General features: G+C 44.8%; 30 protein-coding genes and 1 tRNA gene. 15 read left to right on the top strand and 16 right to left on the bottom strand.

Annotation, left to right across the window (positions count from 1 at the left end):
- Nucleotides 1-125: 125 nt before the first annotated feature.
- The 4 genes from rpsU (at nucleotide 126) to rpoD (ending at nucleotide 4663) form a co-directional block, all read left to right on the top strand.
- A complete protein-coding gene (gene rpsU, locus ACLVWP_RS01030; protein ID WP_088617237.1) occupies nucleotides 126-326 on the top strand; it encodes a 30S ribosomal protein S21 in 201 nt (66 codons plus the stop codon).
- Between the two features lie 82 nt (nucleotides 327-408).
- On the top strand, nucleotides 409-855 hold the full coding sequence (locus ACLVWP_RS01035) for a GatB/YqeY domain-containing protein (protein WP_413559424.1): 447 nt from the start codon (nucleotides 409-411) through the stop codon (nucleotides 853-855).
- A gap of 96 nt (nucleotides 856-951) precedes the next feature.
- Complete coding sequence (gene dnaG, locus ACLVWP_RS01040) at nucleotides 952-2820, top strand: DNA primase (RefSeq protein ID WP_413559426.1); 1869 nt, start codon at nucleotides 952-954, stop codon at nucleotides 2818-2820.
- Between the two features lie 13 nt (nucleotides 2821-2833).
- A complete protein-coding gene (gene rpoD / locus ACLVWP_RS01045; protein ID WP_413559428.1) occupies nucleotides 2834-4663 on the top strand; it encodes an RNA polymerase sigma factor RpoD in 1830 nt (609 codons plus the stop codon).
- 53 nt (nucleotides 4664-4716) lie between these two features.
- On the opposite strand, the gene ACLVWP_RS01050 is transcribed toward rpoD, so the two are convergent.
- A complete protein-coding gene (locus ACLVWP_RS01050; protein WP_413559430.1) occupies nucleotides 4717-5049 on the bottom strand; it encodes a hypothetical protein in 333 nt (110 codons plus the stop codon).
- Nucleotides 5050-5218: 169 nt separating this feature from the next.
- Nucleotides 5219-5662, bottom strand: coding sequence for a GFA family protein (locus tag ACLVWP_RS01055; protein WP_413559432.1), 444 nt, complete (start codon nucleotides 5660-5662; stop codon nucleotides 5219-5221).
- 158 nt (nucleotides 5663-5820) lie between these two features.
- Here ACLVWP_RS01055 and ACLVWP_RS01060 point away from each other — a divergent pair, with 158 nt between their 5' ends.
- The 4 genes from ACLVWP_RS01060 to ACLVWP_RS01075 are packed head-to-tail and all read left to right on the top strand — an operon-like array spanning nucleotide 5821 to nucleotide 10011.
- Nucleotides 5821-6231, top strand: a complete 411-nt coding sequence (locus tag ACLVWP_RS01060) for an acyl-CoA thioesterase (RefSeq protein WP_413559433.1) — start codon at nucleotides 5821-5823, stop codon at nucleotides 6229-6231.
- A gap of 14 nt (nucleotides 6232-6245) precedes the next feature.
- Nucleotides 6246-6818, top strand: coding sequence for an AAA family ATPase (locus ACLVWP_RS01065; RefSeq protein WP_413559435.1), 573 nt, complete (start codon nucleotides 6246-6248; stop codon nucleotides 6816-6818).
- Between the two features lie 26 nt (nucleotides 6819-6844).
- Nucleotides 6845-8623: a sensor histidine kinase gene (locus tag ACLVWP_RS01070; RefSeq protein ID WP_413559437.1), complete on the top strand. Its 1779-nt coding sequence runs from the start codon at nucleotides 6845-6847 to the stop codon at nucleotides 8621-8623.
- Between the two features lie 2 nt (nucleotides 8624-8625).
- Complete coding sequence (locus ACLVWP_RS01075; protein WP_413559439.1) at nucleotides 8626-10011, top strand: sigma-54-dependent transcriptional regulator; 1386 nt, start codon at nucleotides 8626-8628, stop codon at nucleotides 10009-10011.
- Nucleotides 10012-10014: 3 nt separating this feature from the next.
- Here the strand turns inward: ACLVWP_RS01075 and ACLVWP_RS01080 are convergent, their stop codons facing one another.
- Nucleotides 10015-10917 carry an alpha/beta fold hydrolase gene (locus ACLVWP_RS01080; RefSeq protein ID WP_413559441.1) on the bottom strand — a complete coding sequence of 301 codons (903 nt, stop codon included), beginning with the start codon at nucleotides 10915-10917 and terminating at the stop codon, nucleotides 10015-10017.
- A gap of 75 nt (nucleotides 10918-10992) precedes the next feature.
- Here ACLVWP_RS01080 and ACLVWP_RS01085 point away from each other — a divergent pair, with 75 nt between their 5' ends.
- Together ACLVWP_RS01085 and ACLVWP_RS01090 are read left to right on the top strand one after the other, a co-directional pair.
- Nucleotides 10993-11925, top strand: a complete 933-nt coding sequence (locus ACLVWP_RS01085; protein ID WP_413561558.1) for a DMT family transporter — start codon at nucleotides 10993-10995, stop codon at nucleotides 11923-11925.
- A 43-nt stretch (nucleotides 11926-11968) separates the two neighbouring features.
- Nucleotides 11969-12352 carry a MarR family winged helix-turn-helix transcriptional regulator gene (locus ACLVWP_RS01090; protein ID WP_413559443.1) on the top strand — a complete coding sequence of 128 codons (384 nt, stop codon included), beginning with the start codon at nucleotides 11969-11971 and terminating at the stop codon, nucleotides 12350-12352.
- Nucleotides 12353-12409: 57 nt separating this feature from the next.
- Here ACLVWP_RS01090 and ACLVWP_RS01095 read toward each other — a convergent pair whose 3' ends face one another.
- From ACLVWP_RS01095 to ACLVWP_RS01120, 6 genes are all read right to left on the bottom strand, one after another.
- Nucleotides 12410-12865 carry a chemotaxis protein CheW gene (locus tag ACLVWP_RS01095; RefSeq protein WP_413559444.1) on the bottom strand — a complete coding sequence of 152 codons (456 nt, stop codon included), beginning with the start codon at nucleotides 12863-12865 and terminating at the stop codon, nucleotides 12410-12412.
- Between the two features lie 14 nt (nucleotides 12866-12879).
- On the bottom strand, nucleotides 12880-14472 hold the full coding sequence (locus ACLVWP_RS01100) for a methyl-accepting chemotaxis protein (RefSeq protein WP_413559446.1): 1593 nt from the start codon (nucleotides 14470-14472) through the stop codon (nucleotides 12880-12882).
- A gap of 274 nt (nucleotides 14473-14746) precedes the next feature.
- On the bottom strand, nucleotides 14747-15205 hold the full coding sequence (locus ACLVWP_RS01105) for a GNAT family N-acetyltransferase (protein ID WP_413559447.1): 459 nt from the start codon (nucleotides 15203-15205) through the stop codon (nucleotides 14747-14749).
- Nucleotides 15206-15236: 31 nt separating this feature from the next.
- A complete protein-coding gene (locus ACLVWP_RS01110) occupies nucleotides 15237-16511 on the bottom strand; it encodes a U32 family peptidase C-terminal domain-containing protein (RefSeq protein ID WP_413559449.1) in 1275 nt (424 codons plus the stop codon).
- A gap of 288 nt (nucleotides 16512-16799) precedes the next feature.
- Nucleotides 16800-16876 (bottom strand) — tRNA-Met (locus ACLVWP_RS01115).
- Between the two features lie 56 nt (nucleotides 16877-16932).
- Nucleotides 16933-17286, bottom strand: a complete 354-nt coding sequence (locus ACLVWP_RS01120) for a hypothetical protein (RefSeq protein ID WP_413559451.1) — start codon at nucleotides 17284-17286, stop codon at nucleotides 16933-16935.
- Nucleotides 17287-17407: 121 nt separating this feature from the next.
- On the opposite strand from ACLVWP_RS01120, the gene ACLVWP_RS01125 reads away from it, so the two are divergent.
- Nucleotides 17408-17722: a hypothetical protein gene (locus ACLVWP_RS01125; protein ID WP_413559452.1), complete on the top strand. Its 315-nt coding sequence runs from the start codon at nucleotides 17408-17410 to the stop codon at nucleotides 17720-17722.
- Here ACLVWP_RS01125 and ACLVWP_RS01130 read toward each other — a convergent pair.
- On the bottom strand, nucleotides 17719-18099 hold the full coding sequence (locus ACLVWP_RS01130) for a hypothetical protein (RefSeq protein WP_413559454.1): 381 nt from the start codon (nucleotides 18097-18099) through the stop codon (nucleotides 17719-17721). The two genes, ACLVWP_RS01125 and ACLVWP_RS01130, sit on opposite strands and share 4 nt — an antisense overlap.
- Nucleotides 18100-18233: 134 nt before the next feature.
- Between ACLVWP_RS01130 and ACLVWP_RS01135 the strand changes: the two genes are divergently transcribed.
- A complete protein-coding gene (locus ACLVWP_RS01135; protein ID WP_413559456.1) occupies nucleotides 18234-18737 on the top strand; it encodes a transposase in 504 nt (167 codons plus the stop codon).
- A gap of 57 nt (nucleotides 18738-18794) precedes the next feature.
- Here the strand turns inward: ACLVWP_RS01135 and ACLVWP_RS01140 are convergent, their stop codons facing one another.
- The 4 genes from ACLVWP_RS01140 to ACLVWP_RS01155 all read right to left on the bottom strand — a co-directional run bounded on the left by ACLVWP_RS01140 (nucleotide 18795) and on the right by ACLVWP_RS01155 (nucleotide 21082).
- The gene (locus ACLVWP_RS01140; RefSeq protein WP_413559458.1) at nucleotides 18795-19211 is read right to left on the bottom strand and encodes a hypothetical protein; all 417 of its coding nucleotides are present in this window, start codon (nucleotides 19209-19211) and stop codon (nucleotides 18795-18797) included.
- Nucleotides 19212-19217: 6 nt separating this feature from the next.
- Nucleotides 19218-19526, bottom strand: a complete 309-nt coding sequence (locus ACLVWP_RS01145; RefSeq protein WP_413559460.1) for a hypothetical protein — start codon at nucleotides 19524-19526, stop codon at nucleotides 19218-19220.
- A gap of 104 nt (nucleotides 19527-19630) precedes the next feature.
- Nucleotides 19631-20011, bottom strand: a complete 381-nt coding sequence (locus ACLVWP_RS01150; protein WP_413559462.1) for a hypothetical protein — start codon at nucleotides 20009-20011, stop codon at nucleotides 19631-19633.
- Between the two features lie 27 nt (nucleotides 20012-20038).
- Nucleotides 20039-21082, bottom strand: coding sequence for an NAD(P)-dependent alcohol dehydrogenase (locus ACLVWP_RS01155; RefSeq protein ID WP_413559464.1), 1044 nt, complete (start codon nucleotides 21080-21082; stop codon nucleotides 20039-20041).
- A 112-nt stretch (nucleotides 21083-21194) separates the two neighbouring features.
- Between ACLVWP_RS01155 and ACLVWP_RS01160 the strand changes: the two genes are divergently transcribed.
- Together ACLVWP_RS01160 and ACLVWP_RS01165 are read left to right on the top strand one after the other, a co-directional pair.
- Complete coding sequence (locus ACLVWP_RS01160; RefSeq protein ID WP_413559466.1) at nucleotides 21195-21467, top strand: peptidylprolyl isomerase; 273 nt, start codon at nucleotides 21195-21197, stop codon at nucleotides 21465-21467.
- Nucleotides 21468-21578: 111 nt separating this feature from the next.
- Entirely contained in the window at nucleotides 21579-22862 is a 1284-nt protein-coding gene (locus tag ACLVWP_RS01165) for a hypothetical protein (RefSeq protein ID WP_413559468.1), read from the top strand.
- On the opposite strand, the gene ACLVWP_RS01170 is transcribed toward ACLVWP_RS01165, so the two are convergent.
- On the bottom strand, nucleotides 22843-23733 hold the full coding sequence (locus ACLVWP_RS01170) for a DMT family transporter (protein WP_413559469.1): 891 nt from the start codon (nucleotides 23731-23733) through the stop codon (nucleotides 22843-22845). The genes ACLVWP_RS01165 and ACLVWP_RS01170 overlap by 20 nt on opposite strands.
- 118 nt (nucleotides 23734-23851) lie before the next feature.
- Here ACLVWP_RS01170 and ACLVWP_RS01175 point away from each other — a divergent pair, with 118 nt between their 5' ends.
- The gene (locus ACLVWP_RS01175; protein WP_413559471.1) at nucleotides 23852-24307 is read left to right on the top strand and encodes a hypothetical protein; all 456 of its coding nucleotides are present in this window, start codon (nucleotides 23852-23854) and stop codon (nucleotides 24305-24307) included.
- 42 nt (nucleotides 24308-24349) lie between these two features.
- On the opposite strand, the gene ACLVWP_RS01180 is transcribed toward ACLVWP_RS01175, so the two are convergent.
- Nucleotides 24350-24763 carry a glycine cleavage system protein H gene (locus ACLVWP_RS01180; RefSeq protein WP_413559472.1) on the bottom strand — a complete coding sequence of 138 codons (414 nt, stop codon included), beginning with the start codon at nucleotides 24761-24763 and terminating at the stop codon, nucleotides 24350-24352.
- Nucleotides 24764-24767 lie beyond the last annotated feature (4 nt).

Consider the following 24767-nt stretch of genomic DNA (forward strand, 5'->3'; position numbering starts at 1 on the left):
CCAACTGGGAATCTTTATAATACACCGCATTAAGACCTCGAGGGGTTGCCCCTCTGTTGCCTCTTTGTTATACACTCTCATTCTTATTTCTCTCTCTCGTCCACATGGGAAGGCAGGTGATTGTCGTGGCAATGGTTAAAATCAAAGATGGTGAATCTTTTGAATCAGCGTTCCGTAAATTCAAAAAATCTTGCGAAAAAGCAGGTATTCTTTCTGAAGTTAAAAAACGCGAACACTTCGAAAAGCCTTCAGTAAGACTTAAAAAGAAATCTATCGCTGCTCGTAAGCGCGCGGTTAAGAAATCTCGTAAAGGTTGGGGCGAATAGTTCTTAATTGAATTATAGTTTCTTACTCACAAGAGGCGACCCACAAAGTCGCCTTTTGTCATAATCACCATAGGGAGTTTTCATGGAAATCAGAGACAAAATCATGGCTGATGTTAAAGCCGCAATGATCGCAAAAGAATCACTAAAGCTGACAGCACTTCGTGGCCTGCAAGCGGCGATCAAAAATCGTGAAATCGATATGCGCCCAGACCCAATCACTCCGGAAGAAGTGATGAACGTCGTTAAAAAACTAGTTAAGCAACGTAAAGAATCCATCGATCAATTTTCGCAAGCTGGCCGCCAAGACTTGGTTGACCAAGAATCTGCTGAATTGAAAGTTTTGGAAGTTTATTTGCCAGCGCAAATGAGCCGCGAGCAAGTTGAAGCTCTTGTTACAGAAGTTATCGCCGCAACTGGCGCTAAAACTGTAAAAGACATGGGCCCAGTGATGAAAGAAGTCATCGCTCGTGCCAATGGCGCCGCTGACAACAAGGTTGTAAGCGAAGTTATCAAAGCTAAATTAGCCTAGTTTTTCCCTCGGAAGAATTGGACCTTGCCTAAAGCCTGCGGGGACTCATGTTAAGTGAGTTCCCAAGGTCATAAAAAACGAAACTTTGGAAGGTACATGCGTTTTTCCCAAGACTTTATTGAGAGAGTGTCAGAGGCGAACAACCTCGTCGATATCATCTCCCAATACACACAGCTAAAACAGAGCGGATCGGGCCTAATGGGTCGTTGTCCGTTTCCAGATCACGCTGAAAAAACAGCGTCGTTCTCTGTTTCAGAAGTGAAGCAAGTCTACCACTGCTTTGGTTGTCACAAGAGCGGTAACTTGTTTTCATTCCTGCGCGATTATCAGGGCATGAGTTTCCCTGAGGCTGTTGAGTACCTTGCAAACCGCGCCAGCATTCCAATTCCCGCTCCAGAGGCTCATGATCCACAACGTGATCAAGCCGCTGATAAAAAGAAGTCGTTGTTAAAAGTAAATAAGCTCGCTGCTGATTATTTTTCAGAGCAACTTCGTCGCGTCTCTAACGATCACCCGGTTAAGCGCTATATTGCCAGCCGTGGCCTTTCTCAGGAAGTGATCGACACTTTCGGTATTGGTTATGCGATCGCTGAATGGGACGGCTTAGAGCGCGTTCTGCAAAACAAGCAAGTGCCAATGGCCTTGGCCGAAGAAGCGCGCCTGGTAAAGGCTCGCAACGGTAAGCCCGGTTACTTCGATCTTTTCCGTGATCGTTTGATGTTCCCGATTTTCTCGGCAATGGGCGAGCCTATTGCATTCGGTGGACGTTACTTAGAGAAAAAAGAAACTGAACCTAAATATTTAAACTCTCCTGAAACGCCGGTGTTCATTAAAGGCCGCGTGCTTTATGGATTGTCGCAAACAGCTCGCTATATTCGCTCTGAAGACCAAGCCCTTATTGTAGAGGGGTATATGGATCTGGTTTCCTTATTCCAAGCGGGAATCAGGAACTCTGTAGCGACCATGGGAACGGCGTTGACGCCTGAGCACGGCAAAATGTTGAAGCGTATGACTCGTAACGTGGTGGCGCTGTTTGACGGCGACTCTGCGGGGATGGAAGCGGCTGAGCGCAGTCTTCCGATTTTGCTCGCAGCTGATTTATATCCAAAGGGTCTGACGTTACCAAACAGCATGGACCCTGATGATTACGTGAAAAAGTATGGGGCAGAGGCCTTGAAAGCCGAGCTAGATCGCGCTCCTGACCTGTTTATGCTGATTTTGACTCGTTGGATGGAGGGTTACCGCGGTGACGCTCCTGAAAAGGTTAAATTGGCGGATAAGCTGAAACCGTTGTTTGAGGTCATTCCTGATCAGCGTTTGCGTGATTTGTACTTGGCTGAGGCCGCTCAAAAAATGAGTGTGACCCTGCCGTGGCTGCGTCAGGCTGTAGGACTACAAAGTAGCGGCCCTGTATATTCGCAGAATCGTAGTAATTTCTCTAGGACGGTGCAGCCAAATCAAGGGGCTCCATCGACTAACCAAACAGCAGTGGCTAGCGCGTCTGACTCAGTGGAAGGTGGCAAAATCACCCTCAAAGGAGCCTCAAAAGCGGAAGCAATGCTATTAGGATTGGTACTCAAAAGTCGTGCCAGTTTTGAGCAATTTGTGAATGAAAATGTGCTGGCGAGTATTGCTCACCCAGGAGTGAAAAAGATCCTGGAAAAAGCAACTGATGTGTATAGACAAGACTTAAATAAGTTTGATAAATTGACCAGTCTCCTTGTCTCCTATGTAGATCATCCGGAATTATTATTTCAAGAGGCACCAGCCAGTGAGGGTGACCCCGGATTTGATGAAGAAGCTGAGGCGAAGCTTCTGCGCGATTGCTTTAAGCGCGTGCGCGACAATTTCTTGCGCGATCAAGCAAAGCAGTTGGCCCTGGAATTAAAGTCCGAGCCAAGCTCTGAAAAGTTGGAACAGATTATGAAGGCACACAGAGATCGACTATCTCTGAACAAAGGATAAAGGCGGGTCATTGATGAAACAAAACCTACCAAACAAACAAGAGAAAGAGCCTGTTAAGGTTCTTTCTTTGCAAGAACAGGAAGCTCTGGTTAAAGAAGAAATCCAGAAATTCCTGAAGCTTGCAAAGGAAAAGGGTGCGTTGACGATCGAAGAGATCAACGACCTTCTTCCACCTGAAATCATTGCCCCAGGTGCATTGGACCAGTTCATGCATGGCCTAGAGGCCGCGGGTGTAGTTATTTCAGACTTGTCTGAAACTTCGAAAGACGAAGAGGGCGAAGGCAACTTCCTAGAAAGCCCTGATTCGGAAGACGAAGAAGTAGATGAAGAAGAAAAAGCAGAAAGCGAAGACGTTAAGGGTAACGACCCCGTTCGCTTGTATTTGCGTAAAATGGGTTCCGTATCTCTACTTACTCGTGAGGGTGAGGTTGAGATTGCTCGTCGTATCGAAAAAGGGGAGCGTGAAATCGTTCGTGCGATCCTTTTGTCACCTCTAGGTACATACGAGATCATTCAACTTGGTAAGCGTCTTGATGAAGGCCGTATCAAAGTTAAATCGATCTTCCGTGGTCTTGAGGATGAAGAAACTCAATACGATGAAAAGGAATACATCGATAAAATTCACGAATTGATCGGTAAAGTTACGGAGTACCAAAAGGCTGCTGCGAAACATTTCGAAGTTCTTCGTAAAGAAGAAACAAACACACCAGCTCGTCAGGCTGCAATGAAAGAACTCGTTGCGATGAATGACACTTTGATGGCTGTGTTCGAATCCGTGAACTTCAACCGTAAAACGATCAACCGTGTTGTGATCAAGTTCAAAAACTTGGTGAACCGTATCGGTACTCTTCGTCGTCGTATCAAAGACGGTGTTGAGCGTACGTTCTCTAAAGACGTTGCTTCTATGTCCGAGCGTATGAAGCTTGTTGAAAGCAATGAAAAAGAACTGACACGCATGACTCGTGATACAGGTCTTAACTATCAAAAATTCAGATCTTATGTGTTGCAAGCTCTAGAAGCAGAAGTCCGTATTAAACGTTTGGACTCTGAAACTGAGATGAATCACACATGGGTTAAGGAAACATACACAGCTATCTGGAAAGGTGAGCGTGAGGCCGATGCAGCGAAATCTGAATTGGTTGAAGCGAATCTACGTCTAGTTGTATCTATCGCTAAGAAATACACGAACCGCGGTCTTCAATTCTTGGATCTAATCCAAGAAGGTAACATCGGTTTGATGAAAGCGGTTGATAAGTTCGAATATCGTCGTGGTTACAAATTCTCGACATATGCGACTTGGTGGATCCGTCAGGCGATCACTCGTGCTATTGCCGATCAGGCGCGTACGATCCGTATCCCTGTTCACATGATCGAAACTATCAACAAGCTTGTTCGTACATCTCGTTACTTGATCCAAGAGCTTGGCCGTGAGCCGACTCCGGAAGAGATCGCAGATAAAATGGACATGCCGGTAGATAAAGTTCGTAAAGTTCTTAAAATCGCTAAAGAACCAATCTCTTTGGAAACTCCAGTGGGTGAAGAAGAAGATTCGCACTTGGGCGACTTTATCGAGGACAAAAAAGTTATCAACCCTGCAGAGGCGATTGTTAACTTGAACTTGGCTGAACAAACACGCCGTGTTCTTGCGACTTTGACTCCGAGAGAAGAAAAAGTTCTTCGTATGCGTTTCGGTATCGGTGAAGAAGCCGATCATACTTTGGAAGAAGTAGGTCAAGACTTCAACGTTACTCGTGAACGTATCCGTCAGATCGAGGCGAAAGCTCTTCGTAAGCTTCGTCATCCTTCTCGCAGCAATAAACTTAAGTCTTTCGTAGACGGCTAGTTTTAATTTCTAAATTTAGAAAACTAAAAGGGCTCCGCATCGGAGCCCTTTTTTTATTCTACTGTGATGACGTCGTTATGGATTCCGTCCAAAACACCTTTGAAGTGAGACTTCAGGGTTGGGTCCTCGGAGACTGTAAAGCAGAATAGGAAAGTCAGCTGCATTCTCTCTTTAGGAGTGAGTCTGAAAAGTTCCCAGACAAGCGGCAGAGTTGGAAATGTGAAGTGGCGTTTTTTATCGAAGACGAATTTTACGAAGGTCTTAGATACTTGAAGCTGAGTTGCACAGTACTGAAGAGAAAAGGATGCCTTTTTGGCTTTAGCCTCTTTGTACTTGAAATTTAGAAAGTCACGGTAGTCTGTAAAGTCACCTATGTATCCCGACAATTCCCGCCTCCATGCGCATAGAATACGCACTGAGATTCAAATGGAAATTGGTTTTTAAGTGAAAGCCAATAATATCGTATTCGTTATGAACACGGTGACCACTGGGCACCAATCTTATTGTATGCACATGGCTAATCTTTAAAATTTGAGTTGTCGTCTGTTTTAAAAACTAAAGATGTTCAGTGAATTTTGGGACGTGAAACCAATCATCGTCTTTGCCATTCATGTAACGGATGGGTGTCTTCATGACTTCAACGAAGTCAACATCATCCAAAGTGGGAATCGAGATGGAGACATAGTCGCCACCGATTTCAGGAATATTGCCTAGGGAGAAGAGTCTGACTCCGCAGTTTTTGCAAAACATGTGATGATTCGTGTAAGGCGCCATCGCATCACCGATTCTAAAGTTTGCGACACCTGACTTGGAGTAATCGCCGAGGGTGTCTTCGCCAGAGAGAAGTTTGAATTCGCTGGGCTTGGTCTGAATACTCCAATTTCTAACCTTTGAGCAAAAACCACAGTTGCATCGACCAGTGCCCTTGGAGAAATCCAGAATCGCGGTGAAGCGAACTTTCTGACAATGACAGCTTCCGTGATAAGTTTTTGCAGACATATATTCCCCCGTCGGTTACTTTATTAGCGCTCCTAACTCAGGTGAAGTCCAGTGAAGATGCAGAATTGCATCCATTCTGGCGCTGTCCCGCAACGGTGACCTTTTAACAAAGGAAGTCCGATCCCTGAAGGAAGCTTAACGATCCCGCGGAGGAATTTATGGATATCGAACTTAGAAAAAGTTCGTCGCGCACGCGCGTATTTAAAACGGTCTTTCCTGGAGAGACTAATCACTACAACACTCTTTATGGCGGTTTGGCTTTGAATTGGATGGATGAAATTGCATTCATCGCGGCCACTCGTTTTTCCAGACAGTGCTATGTCACGGTCAGCAGCGATCGCGTGAACTTTAATGTTCCGATTCCAGCAGGAACCATTGTTGAACTTGACGCTTATGTGAGTAAAATAGGTAAAAGCAGTTTAGAGATCACGGTCGATACTTATTGCGAAGAAATGTATAGCGATAAGCGTACGAAATCGATGACTGGGGTCTTTACTCTGGTCGCGATTGATGAAAATCGTAAATCGACACCGATCAAATTCCCAGAGCCACAGCAGCTGGGTCTTTAGAAAGAAGGGCGTTCATGAATAAAGTTAAAAAGATTGTTCTTACGGGCGCCCCTTCCTCTGGGAAAAGTTCTGCGTTGATTGAGATTGAAAAAATCGCAGGGGATAAGATTGCCCTGGTGCCCGAGAGTGCTGTGGTTTTGTTGAAGGGCGGATTTCCCGCTCCTTCTCACGATGATAATGAGCAGATTCGGGCTTTTCAAAAAGCTATTCTATCGGTTCAGGAAAACCTGGAAGACGTCTGTCAGCGTAAAAATCCCAACGCCACACATATGGTCTTAGACCGTGCTAAGCTTGATGGGGCGGCATTTTGGCCGCCGGGGATTGAGGACTACCTTAAATCCTTTCCGGTAAAGCTTGAGGAAGAACTTGCTAAGTACGATCACGTCTTGTTCTTGGAACTTCCAAAGAAAGAACATTTCGGGGGAGTGCATCAGTCAAGATTTCACAACTTTGAACAGAGCCTTGAGAGCGAGCGGAGATTAGAGCAGGTTTGGGGGCGACATCCTCATTTTCAACGCATACCCGCCGAGCTCGATTTCAACAAGAAGATCGATGCGGTTTTGAAGGCTATCCGATCCTTGCTATAAACGAAAACGCCTGTGTAAGATGGGATATGACCCAATTATCCCAAATGAAGTTCTCTAAGAAAATCTTTCTAACCATCTTTGGGACGGGCGTTGTTACGACTCTGGCGATCTGCCTTATTCTTAATTTCACCATTTCTAAGCGTTTATATGCAGAGTTTGAGGATTCCTATGTCGATCATATGAATCTGCTCTCAAAGACATTGGCGTTGTTAGAAAAAGATAAAGAACAACCGGAGCTGAACGAACTCTTTAACGAAATGATTAATCACGATGTGGATAATCTTTCCGTGAAATTGGTAAATGGCGGTGGCGAGATCTTGGGACACTTCCATCGTCAGAGCTTTACGGACGCTGTCGATTTGAAATCTGTTTTGGCAAATCCAGACGGGGCTCAATGGCACGATGGTCGAATGTTGGTTTTGACGTCCTTGAAATATAAAGAGGGCGCTAACTATTATCTGGTCGCAACCATTTCCACTTCGACTATTGATAAAGAGATCGGCGACATTCACCTCATCTTGATCGTCGCTGGTATTGTTCTAATTGTTCTATCTTTGTGGTTGTCTCAAGTCTTAACTAAGACGCTGCTTCGTAAGGTGTCTTCAATTTATTCGACACTGGATGAAATCTCTAAGACGCAGGATTACTCCAAAAGAGTTTCGGTTGTTGCAAACTCTCAAGACGAATTGGATGGCTTGGGTCAAAACCTCAATCACATGCTAGAAACTCTTCAAGCGAATCAGGGGCGTCTGCTAGAGGCCGAGAGAGATCAAGCTCGTAGCCAAGTTGCCGCTCAAGTGGCGCACGATATTCGCAGTCCTTTGATGAGTATGAACATGGCGTTGGCGCAGATTGAAACTGCACAAATGGAACCGATGGCGATTTTGAAAAGTGCCATTGCTCGCGTGGCGGGAATTGTTCAGAAACTATCGGCCTCTTCGGTTAAGAGTGAAGAATCGACGGGTGTTGAAAACCCTCGACTGACCCTGGTGGAGCCTTTGGTGGCTAGTGTTGTAAGTGAGCAAAACGTGCGTCGTTCTGCAGAGCAAGTTTTGAAACTGAAAGGTTTAACTTCTCAGCCGCAAATCTGGAGTGTGGTTCAAGTTCATGAATTCCAAACAGTGATTTCTAACCTAGTGAACAATGCTTTTGAGGCAGGTGCTTCTAAGGTTGATCTTGAGTTTTCGAGTGCCGGTAAGAAATGGACTTTGGCTATTAAAGACAATGGCAGTGGAATTCCTGACGAGGTTCTGGCTCGCATGTACGAACGCGGCTTTACCAGCGGCAAGGCTACCGGCTCGGGGTTAGGACTTTTCCATGCGAAATCTGTGGTTGAATGGAATGGTGGAACTTTAAATGTACAGACGGCAGTGGGGCAGGGAACTGTGTTCACAATCGAAATGCCAAAAGAGAAAAATCCGCCATGGCTTCCTTTAGATATCGAATTGTCGAAGGAACAAGTACTGGTCTTTGTGGACGATGACCAAAATGTATTAAAAGCTTGGAAAGACAAAGCCGTTTCCCAAGGCGTACAGAATGCCTATTTCTATTCAACACTGGCAGAACTAAAGAATTCCCCGGTGTTTAAAGATCTGGTTGAAACGGGTCTCTTGGTTGTGGATCAAAATTTAAGTGAAACGAAAAAGGGACTCGAGTTCCTAGCAGAAGTTGGCATGGGTCGCAGGGCGTATCTTTGTACAACTGACTTTGATGAAAAACCTGTTCAAGATCAGGTTCGTTCGGTCAATGCTTACATGATTCCGAAGCCATGGATCACTCTTTTTGAATTAAAGGTAAGGACGTAATAATGCGTATTCTAATCGTTGATGACGAAACACTTGTTCGTAAAACTCTGCAGGCGCAGATTCCTGCTCCTCACGTTGTTTCTTTAGCAGATTCAATGGAAGAGGCCCTGGATATCCTGGATAAGCAAATCATCGATCTGGTCTTTACTGATTTGTCGCTAGATGAGTCTTCGGACCGCGTGGGTATTCAACTTATTCAAGAGATCTCTAAGAACTATCCTTCAACAGTTGTTGTCGCGATGACGGGTCATGATGAGGCGGCTTTGGTTGAAACTTGTATGAAGGCGGGCGCAGTTGATTACTTGGTTAAACCATTTGATGCGAAAACTTTGACTCAAGTTATCCGTAAGGCTCCCGTTCTGCATCGCTTGCTTCGTAAGAATCAAACTTTGAAGCATCAAGCGGGTGCAAAACTGGTTAAGCCTATAAATCTGTATACCAAGTCGGCGGCGATGAAGGCTGTGATCGATACGGCTAAGAAAATCCGTGGCTCTGGTCATTCAGTTTTGATTCGTGGCGAGTCAGGCTCTGGTAAAGAAGTTATGGCTCAGTATCTGTGGAGCATCGAACATGATGACTCTCGCCCATTCATCGCGGTGAACTGTGGTGCGATTCCGTCTCACTTGGCAGAGTCAGAACTATTTGGTCATAAAAAAGGTGCGTTCACGGGTGCGACTGAGTCCCGCGCGGGGAAATTTGAAAGTGCTGATGGCGGGGATTTATTCCTAGATGAATTGGCGACATTGAGCATGGACTTACAGGTAAAGCTTTTGCGTGCTTTGAGCAGCGGCGACATCTATCCGGTCGGTCAAGATGTGGGCAAGAAAGTAAACTGCCGTACAATCGCTGCCACGAATGAAAACCTGGAAGAATTAATTGCGGATAAAAAATTCCGTGAGGATTTGTTCTTTAGAATTAAAAAGTTCACTGTAACTTTGCCCCCTTTGCGCGAACGTAAAGAGGACATCATGGATTTGGCTCAGCAGTTCCTATCTGAAAGTCACTATCGTGAAAAGACTTTCTCTCCGGATGCGGAGCAGTTGTTGATGACTTACTCTTGGCCAGGAAATATCCGCGAGTTGAAATCTGCCATTGAAGTGGCTTGCGTATTGGCTGATGACGTACAAATCACGGCAGCCGACATTGCTCCACACTTGGTGCAAAGTGCTCCGGTGTATGAGGAAGTTATCAAGAATACTTCTGTCGAGGAAATCGATGAAAAGGCTCTTGAAGGACGTTACAGCCACGTGGTTTCTGAGTTCGAGATGAAACTTATTAATTTCGCTCTTCAGAAAAAAGGCAGCGAATCAGCAGCAGCTCGCTACTTAGGAATTCCAAGAAGCACGCTCGGTGATCTTCGCCGCCGTTTGCAAAACGTAAAAAAATAGGGGCTAGTCAGATACCTCTTTCTGGTCTAAGAAAGTTGAGAAGTTTTCTGCACATAGTTTCGGGTACTGGAATAGAAATCCATGTCCAGAGTCTGGGTAAAGAATTATCTGAGCTTTTGGGATTACTTTAAATAGATTGTATGAATTGATCGTGGGCATTCGGATATCATCTTTTCCATTCGCAATAAGAATCGGATTGGAGATGTTCTTTAGTCGCTCATCGGGTTTGCTTTGTGGTGCGCCCCAGGAATTTCTGGCGATGGCTTGTGCTTTTACCGCTGACATCGAAACAGCAACATCTTTGTCGTTCTTGCGATTTTTTATGCGTGAAAGATACTGCTTTCCCATTTTTTGACTCGCATTTGAGGGAGCAAAAAATGCGTAAAGAAGATCGTCATCGGTCATTTCCTTTTTGGTGCTCACTGATTTCGATTTCTCGGATAACTGATTAACGCCATCTCCACCCATTGCGCTGGTTCCTGCAAGAATAGCTCGTCGGACTATGTGGTTGTGTCTAATCAGAAGCTCCTGAGCAATTGCTCCGCCGATCGAGAATCCTAATACATCGACTTTTTTATAGTTCAGCGCTGAGATAAACCTTGCTGCATCGTCGGCCATCGCTGCGAAGTTATCCGGAGTTTGCCCTTCGGACAGGCCTACACCAGAGTTGTCGAATGCAATCACTGTGCGTTTTGCTGCTAGCAGATCCACTAGCTCCGGATCCCATCCATCCATATTTCCACGTGTGTGCATTAAAAGGACCAAAGGAATTTCAGACTTTTCCCCAAATTTCCTATAGGCGAATTTTGTCGTCCCGACTTTAATGAACTCGGTTTTAACATCACTGTAGGAGGTAGTTGCGGATGCGCTTCCTGTTAAGAGGGATAAAAGCAGCATTAGGGCCATAAGAGGAGGTTTCGAAGTGCAAATCTTTAACATTTATATAATCTCCCATAGGAAAAAATGGTTTTCCATATTATGATGTATATACATCATAAGAGGTGTGCTGTGGTTTTTGGAAGGTATTTATGGATATTTCTCCTTTTGGGTCTAGTATGGGGAACAAATTTCCTATTTATGAAGATCTCTCTTCAATCAATTGGCCCAGTTCAAGTGGCCTGGATGAGAGTTGTTTTTGGTATGATTCCAATCATGGTTTTTGGACTTATAACGAAGTCAGTTAAACTGAGCTATTCCAAACATTGGATCCATTTTTTTATTTTGTCCGTCCTTTCTATTGTAATTCCTTATATGGGATTCATTAAAGGGACTCAGATTCTTAAGTCGGGTGCGGCGGGTGCAGTAAGTGGTGTAATTCCCCTGATAACAGCATTATTTGTGGTCGCCTTTATTCCACAAGAGAAAATGAATGCTAAAAAGTTTATAGGTGTTGTTTTAGGTGCTGTCGGAGTTGCACTGATTGCAAACCTTGATCGAGTATTTGTAAACTCCTCTGACCAGGCGCAGTATGGTTGTGCTTATATGATCCTCGGAGCTTGCGGGTATGCGAGTGCTTCCGTGTATACAATTCGTTTTATTGCGCCGTTAAAAATAAATCCAGTGGCATTGACGTGCTACCAAACGTTCTTTGCGTCTCTCATTTTAACTGTGGTTGTTCCTTTTGAAGGAATGAGCGCGATACTTGAGAACGTTCCCGCTCTACTGTCTGTAACATTAGGTTTAGGAGTATTGGGAACCGGTCTTGCCTTCATAATCTATTTTTATCTGATAGAAAAGTTGGGAGCTGTCACTGCTGCTTCAGTGTTCTACATTCCTCCCATTGTCGCGGTTATAATTGGTATCGTGTGGGCGGGAGAGAGCATGGGTATACTCCAAGCGCTTGGCGCAGTATTAATATTAATTGGTGTCTGGATTTCGAAATACCCGAACGGGAAGGTTGTTAGTGGCAAATAGTCCTGAAATAAAACCGATTCAGTGTGTCTGTACGAACTTAAAGATGGCGTCCAGAGTTGCAGTCAGAGCGTATGATTCAACGTTGGAGGACGTGGGGATAAATGTTATCCAATACTCTATACTGATTAATACTCATCGTATGGAACCGGTTCCATTAGCTCGACTCGCAGAACGCCTTGAAATGGAAAGAACAACTCTTTATCGAGCTTTGGCTATTCTTGAAAAAAATTGTTGGGTAAAGATTGTATCTGAGGGTGAAGGTATCTCAAAGAGTGTAAGCTTAACTTCCTCGGGAACGATTCTAACAAAGAAAGCGGAGACTAAATGGAAGAAACTCCATGAGGCCTTCGTGAAAAAGTTTGGCCAAGATGGACTCGAGCAATTTAATGAGATGCTGTCTGAAGTACGGGAATACTTTAAAGAATAGAAATAGCGGATCGAGGGAAGATCTTCCTCGATCCGCTCAATCTTAACCTAAGGTAATTTATGCTGCTAGTGATTCTTGGTTAGAAACTTCGCTGACTAAATCCTGGTTCAGACATTTCTCGATATCTAGTAAAAGCACCATGCTGCTGTCGATAGTTCCAACGCCTGTTACGTAGTTGGCTCCCTCTTGAGCGACCGGAGTGCGATCGATATTTCCCTCTTCAAGGACGATAACTGAACTTACCGAGTCGACGATGATCCCAATGTGTTTTCCTTGAGTTTCGACGACGACAGTGCAGGTTTCTTTAGTAATCTCTGTACTTGGAGACCGTAAGCGCATTCTTAGATCAACTACGGGAATTACTTTCCCGCGCAGATTCATGACCCCCACCACGTGAGGTGGGGAATCAGGTACTGGAGTGATTTCGCTGATACGGTTGATTTCTCGAATTGTTGAAATCAAAAGTCCGTAGGTTTGCTTATTTATCGATAGAGTTAAGTATTGATCGTTCATATAACTCTCTCCTCTTAGAAGCCACTCGTAGTGCGGATTGTGCGTTTATCTGAAAGTGCTTCTTCTTCCTCTTTCGCATTCATTGGGATGACATTGTTAGCAAATGGTTTTGCTGACTTCCCAGATTTGTGAGAGGTAGATGCTTTTGGGGCCGCGTGGACTGAAGGCTCACTTTCAGGTGCGGGACCACCATAAACCGTAACATTCAGTACTCCCATAGCGCGAATCAGTTGCACACCTTGAGCAGAAAGTTCTTCTGCGGCGGCAGCGGCTTCTTCAGAGCTTGCTGCATTGACTTGAGTTACTTGGTCTAACTGGTTCATAGCTGTACTGATTTGCTGAATTCCGTTGGTTTGTTCGTTACTTGCTGTAGCGATTTCGGCATTGATATCAGATACTTTTTTAACTGAATTAAGAATGTCTTCTAATACTTTACCGCTCTGACCAGCTTGTACGCTGCCTTTTTCGATTTTTTCTACGCTAGATTTAATAAGGTCGTTGATGTCTTTTGCAGCAGAGGAGCTTCTCTGTGCTAGGGCACGAACGGCTTCTGCTACTACGGCAAACCCTTTACCTTGTTCTCCTGCGCGTGCTGCTTCCACGGCTGCATTCAACGCTAGTAGATTTGTTTGGAAGGCAATGTCGTCGATCACATTGATAATCTCTTCGATTTTTCTGGAGTCCTTAGAGATCTCAGACATTGATGCTATCAATTGTTTGATTTCCTCTTCACCTTTTCCGGCAATCGATCTAGTTGATTCAGAAAGGCGTGCTGCTTCTTTTGCGTGTTCAGAGTTTACTTTCACCATTGAAGTCAGTTCTTCTAGTGTCGCAACAGTTTCTTCGAGTGAAGACGCTTGCTCAGTGGATGCCTCGGAAAGTTGTACTGCAGATGATGCAATTTGAGTCGATGCCGCAGCAACTTGCTCAGAACCACCTGTTAAGTCTGTTATAACGTTGCGGATTGCTGTACTCATTTGTCTCATCACCACAAAGGCCAAGGCTACGCAGACAAAGATACAGCTAAGGCTGATCGTCATCATAAGATTTTTGGCAGTTATATAAGACTCGCCCGCAGATCTAACAGAGTCATCGATGCGTTTCGCTGTCAGATCGTTCATGTCTTTGATGGCAGCACGCATATTCGTTAGTAAAGGAAGCTCTTCATTTTCACGAACTTGCACGACTTCAACATCTTTATTAGCTCTTGAAAGCGTAATAATTTTATTCGCGGTTCCGAACCAGTTGTTCGCGGCATCTTTATACTTACTTGCGAGGGCTTTTCCTTCAGGGGAGGCCATGCTGTGATATTCATCTAGATTTTTAAAGAGTGCTGATTTATGTCCGTCAAACTTCTCTTGGAGCTTTTCCATTTTTCTAGGATCACGTTCGATAATGATATCTTTCATTGTGGAACTGGCTTGGCGTTGCTCATCTAAAACTGTGCTGGTCAGTTGATCGCGTTTTACATCTAGTTTTGCGAAATCCACAAAGGTGGTGTTGATGTCAGACATTCTGTTGATGCCTAGGTAGGTAATCACCAGGGCTCCGCAACTTAAAAGCCCAATCATAAACGCAACTTTAAAGTTTAAACTTCTACTCTTCACGAAATACTCCTTCTCAATAAACGTTCCGCTAAGGTTTTTTGTGAACAAACAAACATCGTTTGTTAATCGTGTGGGATTGTTTATCGGGACGGGGTCCGGTTGGCTCAAGAGCAAATTTGAGAATCTCTTAAATTTTATTAATTAAGTAGACTCCAATACATACGGTCTACAAATCGAAGTTTAAACATATCTCAATTCGACTGTCCCACTGAGACGCAATCATGGAGAGAACGATATTAGGCGGATACGAGGAAACACTCGTGGTTTTTGATCGCTATGAAATTTTAAAAGAGAGCAGGAAAAAATTCGGACTGATCTCTTCGATAAGCTCAGCGCCAAGATCTGTATAGAATTTCGGAGAGTGTGTTTCTAGGTAAAGCTCGGAGATTCCCAAACGCTTGGCCTCGGCTAAAAGATTTAGCACTAGCTGGGAGCCGATACCTTGTTTGCGAAACTTGGGATCAACCCACAAGGCGGCAAGCCAGGGAGTTAGGTGAGTACGTTCTTCATCGTCATTTTCGATTAAGTTGATAGTGCCGACAGCCTTGTCGTCGATGAAGGCGACCAGGGATAAGGGAACCGCATCAGAAGAAGTCGCTTCACCAAGTGCTTCGACCAGAAAAGATGAATCTGGAAGTCCTTTATCGCTCCAAAAAGCGTTAAAGATCCATTGTGCTACTTCGGGAATAAGTGCGGGTACTTCATAAAGATGCTGAATACGAACCGATGACATGCAGAGAGTAATATCATACTCCCTGATGCACTTAAAGTTGCTTGTCGTTAAATCCGCCCTTTTCGCAAAGGCTGATCAAGGAGTGAGGTCCTACTTCGTGGGGAAGATCGAATTCAAAGATCAATCCGCCTCCGCCAGCTTGATGAACTTGTTCACCTTGTTCGTTAAAGATTTTTCCGACGGTGTATTTCGCTCCGCCTGATGGAGAGATCACTTCGATTTCATCTTCAGGACGGATGCGATGGCGGGCTTCCACGCGGACTCGGCCTGTTTTGTCGGATCTGTCTAAGACAACTCCGGCAAATCTTTGATTGAAATTGCGAGACGTCGAGTGACGATACTCTTGGGATTCGTGACTAGTGCCACCCAATGCAAACGCTTTGTGATAACCACGGTTTGGAATCTTTTGAAGCTCCGTCAATAGTTCAGGGTTAAAGTCTTTTCCAGCGTCCATGTCGTCAATCGCTTGGCGATAGATTTTAGCAACCATGGAGGCGTAATAAAGGGACTTCGTACGGCCTTCGACTTTAAATGAACAAACACCAGCTTCGCGCAACTCTTTAAGATGTTCGATCACGCAGAGGTCTTTGGCGTTCATAATGTAAGTGCCGTTGTCGTCTTCATCAATGCGATAGAACTCGCCCTTATTGCGAAGGTCTTCCAGGAAGTATTCTTGATCCTTATCGGATTCGGCCTTGTGAATGTTGTAACCATAGCGGCAGCTGTTATCACAAACACCTTGGTTGGCATCGCGATGACTCATGTAATGGGAAAGCAAGCAACGGCCCGAATAAGCAATGCAGATCGATCCATGAACAAAAGCTTCAATTTCGATATCGGGAACTTTGTTTCTAATCTCTTTGATTTCTTCGATACGCAGTTCGCGGCTTAGGATCACACGAGTAACCCCTTGCTGTTGCCAGAACTTAACAGCCTGCCAGTTCATGCAATTCGCTTGCACACTCAGATGGATATTTACATTAGGATCAATGTCCTTTGCGATCATCATCAATCCCGGATCGCTCATGATGAAAGCGTCCGGCTTCAGATCCACCCATTTTTTAAAATTTTCACGGAATGATTTAAGCTTCAAATTGCGAGCAAAGATATTAGCTGTAACGTAAACCTGTTTGCCACGTGCACGAGCATACTCAATGCCTTCGCGCAGGTCCTCAAAAGTCATCTCGTTTTCACGAGCCCTAAGGCTGAATAGTGGCACCCCAACATAAACAGCATCAGCGCCATATTCAAAAGCATACTTAAGTTTCTCGAGGGAACCACCAGGCATCAACAATTCAGGTTTCATAGCGAACGCTTGTATAAGCGAACAAACTCCCAGGCAACAGCGCGAGCCCAAATCCACCCCAGGGGGTGAGATTCTTTTCAAGGAGCAGTAGGGGGCGAGGTTATGCCCGCGGTAAAACGAGCCAGCGGCTCGTTTTATTGCGGAGCAAGTACGCGTCTGCGACCGCGAAGGCGGTCCCAGCAAGTACACTTTTTCGGCTGCCTAAATGGCAGCTGAAAAACGTCCCGACAAAGCCAGCACGGAAAAACTAAAACCCAAAAATAAATGCTGTAGCAAAAGAAAAAGAAGTGGTAGGGGGCGAGGGACTTGAACCCCCGATCCCAGTGTTATGAGCACCGTGCTTTAACCAACTAAGCTAGCCCCCCACAATCGGAAGTTTGAAACTAGCAAACTCCTTGAGGATTGGCAAAAGCGCGGCGCATTAGTGACTGGCGAGTGGGTGGTCGTCGGATTTCAGGGTTTCTGGTGGGATGGTTTGCGGCTCCACCTCGCCATGAGCTCCGACTTGGCCAATAATTATATCTGGCGTGGTCATTCCGATATGGGCAAAGTTATTTCTGCGGAACTCTGCTGCCAAGTGGATCGACTCGCGAAGGCCCTCTTCATCCTTGAAGACACACACTCCCACTCCCTGACCATCTGGTGTGGTAATCCAATTATAAGAAATGAATCCTTCCATCTGTTCCAAGATCGGAATGAACATATCTTGTAGCTTTTCGTTGATCTCTTGAATGTACACGGGGCTAAAACGGTAAGTACGTACTGAAGCAAACATAGCCACCTCCTTCCTTAATTCCATGGGAACATAAACAAGAAGTGTAGAGTCATGCTAAACACTTGCATAAAAACAGTATCCATTATGAATTTATGGGTATCAATTTTTCAGGAGAACTATCATGCGTGCACTTGCGGTTTTGTTTTTAGTATCAATGTCTGTTTCTGCTTATGCAGAAGAACAACAAAACGTAAAAATTCCCGTTAAGGATGGCTTCCAAAAGCTTGATATGCAGGGCTTTCAGGGTGCTCAAGGAACTTCGGCAACGACTTCTCCGAAAACAAAAACCAGCGTTTCAATCGGCTGCACGGATGTAACAGGTCGTTCTTTTAAAGCTGAGGACGCTGGCTATCAAAATTGTTTGATGGAAACAAAATCTCGTTCTGGAAACCCAAACGATAAAGGCAGCAACGTTAACGTCCAATTCGGAAACTAGTGCTTATAGCACTTAAACTCCGTGTAGGGAGGGTTGTCGAGCTCAACACTTGTTGTCGGGTCGACAACCGCGAGTCCTAGTTTTACTTGGCGGTTGCGGTACATGTAGGTGCGGTATTGGGACCAAGGGGATTCGACTTCGAATTTAAATTTAGTCGAGCTTACTGATTTCCACTCGCCACGGCGAACATCGTTGCCGGGAAAAGTTTTGATTAATTGAGATTTAAACAAAGTTCCATGGTTGTAAGTGATATTCCACTGAAACGCGAAATCGGTTGATTTGCCAAAACAGCGATATGACATAACATCAGATGACGGCGCCGCGATTGCTACAGTCGTTGCAAGTGAAGTCACTAAAAGAGTCATAATATGTTTCATAAAAACCTCGCCGAAATCATGGCAAGGGATCTAATGGGATACAAGTGCAAATGCTCGTATCATTTGTGTTGCAACGACCCAGACCTAGATATGAATGGAATTGACCTTCAAGTCTCATTTCATAAACTAGAGGAATGAAAAAATATTTCGTAAGTGCGATTGCACTCCTTTCTCTTGGTATTTTTCTACAAGCTTGTTCCCCTCCGGGTTCTTTGATTTCTCATCAAAGAGATGCGGAGTTTTATAGCCAGTTCGTAAATCCAGCGGCTGATTGGCCTCAAGCTGAAAGCAAAATCGATGAACTTAAGGTTTTGCAAACGGGCAGCGATTATCCAATGCGCTATGTGCTTTTCGACAACGGCAAGTTCTATTATCAAGTGGATAAGTTGGGTAATGGTGAGGGTGTATGGAGCTATGAAAATGGCGCTATGATCATCACAGCTCAACGTACGATCTTTAAGATGGAGTTGGCGGTATCTGCTGCCAAAGATACGGGCGAAGAAACTTTGGTTCGCTTCTATGACCGCCACGGATTTAACTCTTTACCGATCTATTTCCGCGATCCTGCAAAACTAAAACAGCAGGGCAAGGCAGCCAAAGAACTTAAACAGTTCACTCGTTCAGAAAAGAACATCTAAAAAGAAAAAGGGAGCTAAAAAGCTCCCTTTTTTCTTTCCTGAATTTGAATCCGAAAATTATCTGCAAGTGTAGCTAAAGCTTTTTTGTAGCTCAAACCCGCGGAAGAAATTCTTACGAGCAGAGTGATCGATGATCAACAAGCTCGCGTTCGGCCAGAATGTTGAAGTGATTTTGCTGTCGCCATTTGCCGTGCTGTATTTAGCGTGAAGACCCACGATTTGGATCGTCTTAGTTGTCGCAGAGTTCACTACAACAGAGTCTTCAAGAGTTTGGTAAAGGTATTGGCCTTCAGCTACTTTAGCTACTGTGAAGCAAACTGGTTTTGCATCAGCTTGTTCAGGGGAGCACTCATATGCATTAACAAGTTCTGCATTTGTCGGCAGAGATTTAGTTGCTGTTTCCAAGCAAGTTGCTGCTTGAGCGTGAGCGATCGTAAGAATCAGCAAAATAAAGAACACACTAACGGGTTTCATAAAGACCTACTTAAGAGTTTCGCACTCTGTTTTAACGATATCGTACCAATTGTCAGAATTTTTCTTAAACACAGTCACACATTTGAAAGTCGGTACAACGCCCTTCACTTTGTAGTTACCGCGAGCCATAGTAATAATCGCAAGATCGTAACCAGCTACAGTTGTAAATTTCTGTTCGATAGAAACGATGCTTTCGTCAAAACCCAAAGTTTCAAGAACGCTTTCAGTTGTCATGTAAGAGATCTCTTTCATCGCACCAGCTGATGCAAATGAAGAAGTAAGAATAAGCGCAGACGCGATCAATAATGCCTTCATGGAGCCTCCTAAAAACCTTGAGATTTGTATGCGGGGATACTTACAAAATCTTTGGGGATTTGGGCACCACAGAGTGAAAAACCTGTCAATTTTACTAGGAAATTCTAAAGATCAGTGACGCAGACAAAGCGGTCATAGGGTGGGGTTTCCACTGGAACACTGGTGGTAGGATCTACCAAAATCAGCTCGAAATGACGGCCATCCTTGGATAGGAAGGCCTTATATTCGTTAAAAGGCGAATCGACGGCAAATTTTCCATGATTAGGGGAGGAAATCTCTCTCCAGCCATAGTCCATAGAGTCGCTATAACCAGAGCTGGTAGTCAGGCGGCTGCGTGAGCCTTTCTCATGTAGTTCCACGGTATATCTGAAGAAAAAGCCCTGTTCATAGGCTCTGCCGTGGCAGCGAAAGTTCATCTCGGCGCCTTCTGAGGGAAGGGCTAAAAAGCAAAAGACCGCTGCAAAAATAAGAGAGAATGACTTCATCTCTTAAGCTTGAAGCGGTCTTAAATACTAAGCAAGCGATTTCATATCGATGACGAAGCGGTACTTCACATCGCTTTTCAACATACGCTCGTAAGCCACGTTGATTTGTTGAATCGGAATCATTTCGATATCAGAAACGATGTCGTGCTTAGCGCAGAAATCCAACATCTCTTGAGTCTCTTGAATACCACCGATCAAGGAACCACCCAATTTACGGCGACCCATGATCAATGCGCCCGCAGCCAATGTTGGTGGAGTATCAGGAAGTCCGACCAACACCATATTGCCGTCGCGGCGAAGCAAGCTTAAGTACAAGTTGTAATCATGGGGAGCTGAAACTGTATCTAAGATAAAATCAAAAGTTCCCATGTGGGCTTTCATTTGATCCATGTCTTTAGAAATAATCACATCGTGTGCACCCAAACGTTTTGCGTCTTCGACTTTAGAAACGGAAGTTGTGAACACAGTGACGTGAGCACCCATGGCTGCCGCAAGTTTTACGCCCATGTGACCCAAACCGCCTAAACCGACAACGCCGACTTTTTGTCCTTTAGTGACTTTCCAGTGGCGAAGTGGGGAGTAAGTCGTAATGCCGGCACACAAAAGTGGAGCCGCAGCTGCCAGGCTTAGATTTTTGGGGATGCTTACGCAGAATTCTTCACGAACAACAATTGCCGAAGAGTAGCCACCATAAGTTGGTGCGCCGTCTTTGCCTTTGCTGTTGTAAGTGCCAACGAAGCCACGCTCGCAGAATTGTTCAAGGCCTTCTTTGCAAGAAGAGCAGTCCAAGCAAGAGTCAACCATGCAGCCGACTCCAGCAAGATCGCCGACTTTGAATTTTTTAACTTTAGAACCGACGGCAGAAACTTTGCCGACGATTTCGTGACCTGGAACCATGGGGAACATGCCTTTGCCCCATTCATCGCGAACTTGGTGAAGGTCAGAGTGGCAAACGCCGCAATAATGAATTTCGATGTGAACATCATTATCGCGAAGTTCGCGACGCTCGAAATTGAACGGCGCCAGGGGAGCTTTAGCAGAGGGAGCTGCATACGCTGTAGCTTTAATCATAGATGACTCCTGTTGAGTGAATATTGGAAATCCGAAACGGAAGAATAAATGATAGCCGACTGCTGGAAAATGAACAGTGAAATTGGTGAAAGAGTGTGGCATACTACGGACCATGAAAATTAAAGTTAGCCATATTCTGGTTCAACATTCGTATGAAGCAGAAGACATTTTGCGAGCTCTTAAAGACGGGAAAGACTTTGCCGAACTTGCGCGCAAGTTTTCTAAATGCTCGTCCGCAGCTGATGGTGGAAACTTGGGAGTGTTTTCCGAGGGAAGATTGGATCCCGATTTCGAGGAAGTCGCGTTTTCATTGAAGCCGGGACAAACCACGACTAAACCAATTCGTACGCGATTCGGTTATCACATCATCCGCAGAACTGAATAAATTCCAGTCACTTTCCGACGAATGACTGGAAAGAACTTTCACGACACAAAAAACATTCAATAAAAAATATGAGCGCTCCGATGCAGGGAAAAACCATCGGAGGATTTTGCAATGTATGTACCTCGTTCATATTTCCCAGTCGGGATTTTCGCTCTGGCCTTGGCTTTGACAGCATGTGGTCCAGGAAATAACTTAACGGCAATTGATGAAACTGGAAATGAATCGGCTTCTATTATTGACCCAGGCGCAGGTGGCGGTTCTGGAGCAGAAACAGAAACTGATACAGGCTCGAATAATGGTGCGACTGTCACAACACCAGCGACATCACAAAAGATGCTTTTGAATCAAGCGATGAGCGTTCGTTATGAAAGTAACAGCATTCTAGAAAACAAAGCAGAGCTTCCTGCAGGAACACAAATCGAAGTTCCCAACGACTATCAAATGAAGAACTTGGATTACCGTGATTCCAACGGAAAAATTGTTAGATCCAGCACGGGATTTATTTATCCAATCAAAGTCGTATCAGTTCCATCGGCATTTGCCTCTCAGTTTCCACAAACCAAAATCGATTCGTTAAATAAAACATCAGGTGGACTTTTCATCTTTGCTTCGATCGTGGGAAGTTTGCAGGGCGTGGAGGGTAACTTCGCTGTAATTACTCCTGCAGCAGCGGGTACGGGATTCTTAAAGAACTACAATACGACGGGTAAGCCAAAGTTCAGCTATACGACGTCTTCGACAAAACGTTTTCCTAAGATCAATAAAGGTATCAATCCGACAACACAAAGTGCAGCAGATCGTGCAAAGTGGGCAGCGATCTATGGTGAGCTTAGAAAAGCTGCGAACAGAACCGTCGAAACACCAAAATCCTATCTAATGATTGATTCTGCAAAGGCCAAGCAAGCGTCTTTGGATTATGAAAAAACAGGGGTAGTTGCATTGAACGGTGCTTGGTCCATCGCAGTTCAACAAACAGCAGTTCGTCATGGATTCCAAAACGTCCCTTGTGCTGAATTTCAATCAGAACTTGTGCGTGAAGCCTATCAGCGTGCGGGCTACCGCGTGAGTGATGATTTCAATACTTCAAAAGGCAACAAACTGATCTGGTCAAGCACGGCTGCTGTCGTAAACTTTTCGATGGCGCTTTATAAAGCAGGATGGATTGCTTGGGATGGAACAAAGTATAAGCCGATGGCTGGAGCTATCCTGATGAATGGTTCCGGAATCTCTCCAGGGCACACGTATATCTCTGCAAGTGATGACGGCATGATCATCGTGGACAACGGCGCTCCTCAAGGACGTGACTTAAGAAAAACATCCCAGTCGATCATCGAAATGATGTTTCAGACGGGTGTATTCTTCTTGCCTCCAGGAATCAACCCGCCGACTTGGTAAATGCTTTTGGCGAATATAACGTCAGAACATTTCCTAGCAAGCAAAGTGCGACTCCCGCTAAAATGTAGGGAGTCCACTTAAAGTCTTCATACATACTCGACAAGGTCAGTGCGATAATCGGTGAAACCACGCCAGAGTAAGCAGCACGTTCCGCGCCGATTCTGCCAGCCAATAATAGATAAGCACCAAACGCAAATACAGATCCGAACAGGGATAGATAAGCGAGAGAGCTTAAGTATCTAGCGGTCATTGGAATTGCGAAATTCTGATTTAAAACCAAACCAACCAGCAAAGTGAAAACGCTTCCGTAAAGCATACCCCAAGTATTAGAAGCGACGACCGGGATAGCTTTGCGATAAGAACGTTGTGAAAGCATATTTCCTGTTGATGCTGATAACGTGGCAATCAGACCCAACACCAAACCAAAGATCGTCTCTTTACTTGCGTGAAGTCCTAAGATCTCATTGATGAAAATCAGAGCGATACCGATTCCTCCAAGGACAGAACCTGCAATGACTTTTGCGGTGATCGGCTTTTTAAAAAAGATCCTCATACCCAACATATTGTATGGAACAATAACGGTAAAACAGATTGCTGCGATACCCGAACTAACCATCGTCTCTGACCAATAGACCAGCATGTAGTTGATCGAGAACATGAATATTCCCATCAACATGAAATTCAGATGCTCTTTCTTGCCGAAAGAAAGTTGTTTGCGCGTGATCGCGGAATATGAAAACAAAATAAGTGAACCTAAAGCAAATCGCCAAAACACGGAGGCCACGGGAGAGGCCGCATCGACTTGAAAGGTGATAACAATCCAAGTAGAGCCCCAGATCAGAGTGCAAATTGCGTATAAGAGGAAGTTCATGGGGAGAACAGTCAGCGAAGTCTCAGCTTAAGTCAAGAAATCGGCCTCCTGGACCCGTTGGGTTGCCTAAAATGGAATCCGTTAGTATTCTTCATGTATTAACGAAGGATGGTTCGCTGTGAAGAAAATTTTGTTCGCGACAGTCACGCTTTTAGCAATGAGCGCATTTGCTGCGCCAAAAAAGAAAACAACTGCCCCGGCTGCTAAGACTGAACAAGCAGCTCCCTTTTATCGTGGAGTTTCCTACTTTCGTTATCCAGATGCTAAGGGCAAAAAAGTCAGAAATTCTTTGCACATCCAGCAAGACGTCATTCGTGTAAATGCCGAAGAAATGCCCAAAAAGAATTGGAAGCAAGGTGAGGCTGCAATGAAGGTCGTAACTAAGCTTGAAAAGACTTCGGCGGATAAATGCCCTAAGAATTTTTATACTTTGCGTGTGGCAAAAGGCATTCAAAAAAGCCAAGTGGAAAAAGGATGCTTAGATACTCCGCGATTTAAGCAACTTCAGGCGTCCTTCGGAACGCTGAAAGGACTGCTTCCGAAAGAATATAATAAAGACATGACACCTAAATAAAGCAAAAGCCCCGGTCTCCCGGGGCTTTTTTTATGATCGGGACTAGTCTTCGTCCTCGTCGTCATAATCCTCATCGTCTTCATCGTCGTCGTCATCATCATCGTCATCTTCGTCTTCATCCTCATCGTCGACATCGTCGCTAGATTCGATACGAACCAACCAGCCCTCTTCGTATGGGTCTTCCATAATAAGAGAAGGGTCGTCGATAACTGATGTATTGATTTCGATCACAGTTCCATCAACTGGTGAGTAAATGTCCAGAGGACCATCACTAGTCTCGATAGATCCGATTACAGTTTCCGTGTCCACTTCCTCTTGTTCAGCTGGAAGGTCCACAGAGCTGATAGATTCAAAATCCTCAAGTCCGTCTTCGTTGATACCAATTGTGATCACGCCATCTTCTTGGCGGTACCACAAGTAGCCCATATAATTTCTTACGTCGTCTGATGATGCCATTTAC

This window comes from Bdellovibrio sp. HCB209, from assembly GCF_047306065.1.
In the GTDB taxonomy this organism is placed as follows: domain Bacteria; phylum Bdellovibrionota; class Bdellovibrionia; order Bdellovibrionales; family Bdellovibrionaceae; genus Bdellovibrio.

Excerpts from the sequence above, each read along its gene's own strand:
- ACLVWP_RS01065 (WP_413559435.1), top strand. The coding sequence starts at position 6,246 with ATGAATAAAGTTAAAAAGATTGTTCTTACGGGCGCCCCTTCCTCTGGG.
- ACLVWP_RS01080 (WP_413559441.1), bottom strand. The coding sequence starts at position 10,917 with ATGGCCCTAATGCTGCTTTTATCCCTCTTAACAGGAAGCGCATCCGCA.
- ACLVWP_RS01085 (WP_413561558.1), top strand. The coding sequence starts at position 10,993 with ATGTATATACATCATAAGAGGTGTGCTGTGGTTTTTGGAAGGTATTTA.
- ACLVWP_RS01180 (WP_413559472.1), bottom strand. The coding sequence starts at position 24,763 with ATGGCATCATCAGACGACGTAAGAAATTATATGGGCTACTTGTGGTAC.
- ACLVWP_RS01075 (WP_413559439.1), top strand. The coding sequence starts at position 8,626 with ATGCGTATTCTAATCGTTGATGACGAAACACTTGTTCGTAAAACTCTG.
- ACLVWP_RS01135 (WP_413559456.1), top strand. The coding sequence starts at position 18,234 with ATGAAAAAATATTTCGTAAGTGCGATTGCACTCCTTTCTCTTGGTATT.
- ACLVWP_RS01090 (WP_413559443.1), top strand. The coding sequence starts at position 11,969 with ATGGCGTCCAGAGTTGCAGTCAGAGCGTATGATTCAACGTTGGAGGAC.
- ACLVWP_RS01170 (WP_413559469.1), bottom strand. The coding sequence starts at position 23,733 with ATGAACTTCCTCTTATACGCAATTTGCACTCTGATCTGGGGCTCTACT.
- ACLVWP_RS01055 (WP_413559432.1), bottom strand. The coding sequence starts at position 5,662 with ATGTCTGCAAAAACTTATCACGGAAGCTGTCATTGTCAGAAAGTTCGC.
- ACLVWP_RS01125 (WP_413559452.1), top strand. The coding sequence starts at position 17,408 with ATGCGTGCACTTGCGGTTTTGTTTTTAGTATCAATGTCTGTTTCTGCT.
- ACLVWP_RS01060 (WP_413559433.1), top strand. The coding sequence starts at position 5,821 with ATGGATATCGAACTTAGAAAAAGTTCGTCGCGCACGCGCGTATTTAAA.
- dnaG (WP_413559426.1), top strand. The coding sequence starts at position 952 with ATGCGTTTTTCCCAAGACTTTATTGAGAGAGTGTCAGAGGCGAACAAC.
- ACLVWP_RS01165 (WP_413559468.1), top strand. The coding sequence starts at position 21,579 with ATGTATGTACCTCGTTCATATTTCCCAGTCGGGATTTTCGCTCTGGCC.
- ACLVWP_RS01105 (WP_413559447.1), bottom strand. The coding sequence starts at position 15,205 with ATGTCATCGGTTCGTATTCAGCATCTTTATGAAGTACCCGCACTTATT.
- ACLVWP_RS01140 (WP_413559458.1), bottom strand. The coding sequence starts at position 19,211 with ATGAAACCCGTTAGTGTGTTCTTTATTTTGCTGATTCTTACGATCGCT.
- ACLVWP_RS01155 (WP_413559464.1), bottom strand. The coding sequence starts at position 21,082 with ATGATTAAAGCTACAGCGTATGCAGCTCCCTCTGCTAAAGCTCCCCTG.
- ACLVWP_RS01110 (WP_413559449.1), bottom strand. The coding sequence starts at position 16,511 with ATGAAACCTGAATTGTTGATGCCTGGTGGTTCCCTCGAGAAACTTAAG.
- ACLVWP_RS01120 (WP_413559451.1), bottom strand. The coding sequence starts at position 17,286 with ATGTTTGCTTCAGTACGTACTTACCGTTTTAGCCCCGTGTACATTCAA.
- ACLVWP_RS01130 (WP_413559454.1), bottom strand. The coding sequence starts at position 18,099 with ATGAAACATATTATGACTCTTTTAGTGACTTCACTTGCAACGACTGTA.
- ACLVWP_RS01095 (WP_413559444.1), bottom strand. The coding sequence starts at position 12,865 with ATGAACGATCAATACTTAACTCTATCGATAAATAAGCAAACCTACGGA.
- ACLVWP_RS01145 (WP_413559460.1), bottom strand. The coding sequence starts at position 19,526 with ATGAAGGCATTATTGATCGCGTCTGCGCTTATTCTTACTTCTTCATTT.
- ACLVWP_RS01160 (WP_413559466.1), top strand. The coding sequence starts at position 21,195 with ATGAAAATTAAAGTTAGCCATATTCTGGTTCAACATTCGTATGAAGCA.
- ACLVWP_RS01035 (WP_413559424.1), top strand. The coding sequence starts at position 409 with ATGGAAATCAGAGACAAAATCATGGCTGATGTTAAAGCCGCAATGATC.
- ACLVWP_RS01150 (WP_413559462.1), bottom strand. The coding sequence starts at position 20,011 with ATGAAGTCATTCTCTCTTATTTTTGCAGCGGTCTTTTGCTTTTTAGCC.
- ACLVWP_RS01070 (WP_413559437.1), top strand. The coding sequence starts at position 6,845 with ATGACCCAATTATCCCAAATGAAGTTCTCTAAGAAAATCTTTCTAACC.
- rpoD (WP_413559428.1), top strand. The coding sequence starts at position 2,834 with ATGAAACAAAACCTACCAAACAAACAAGAGAAAGAGCCTGTTAAGGTT.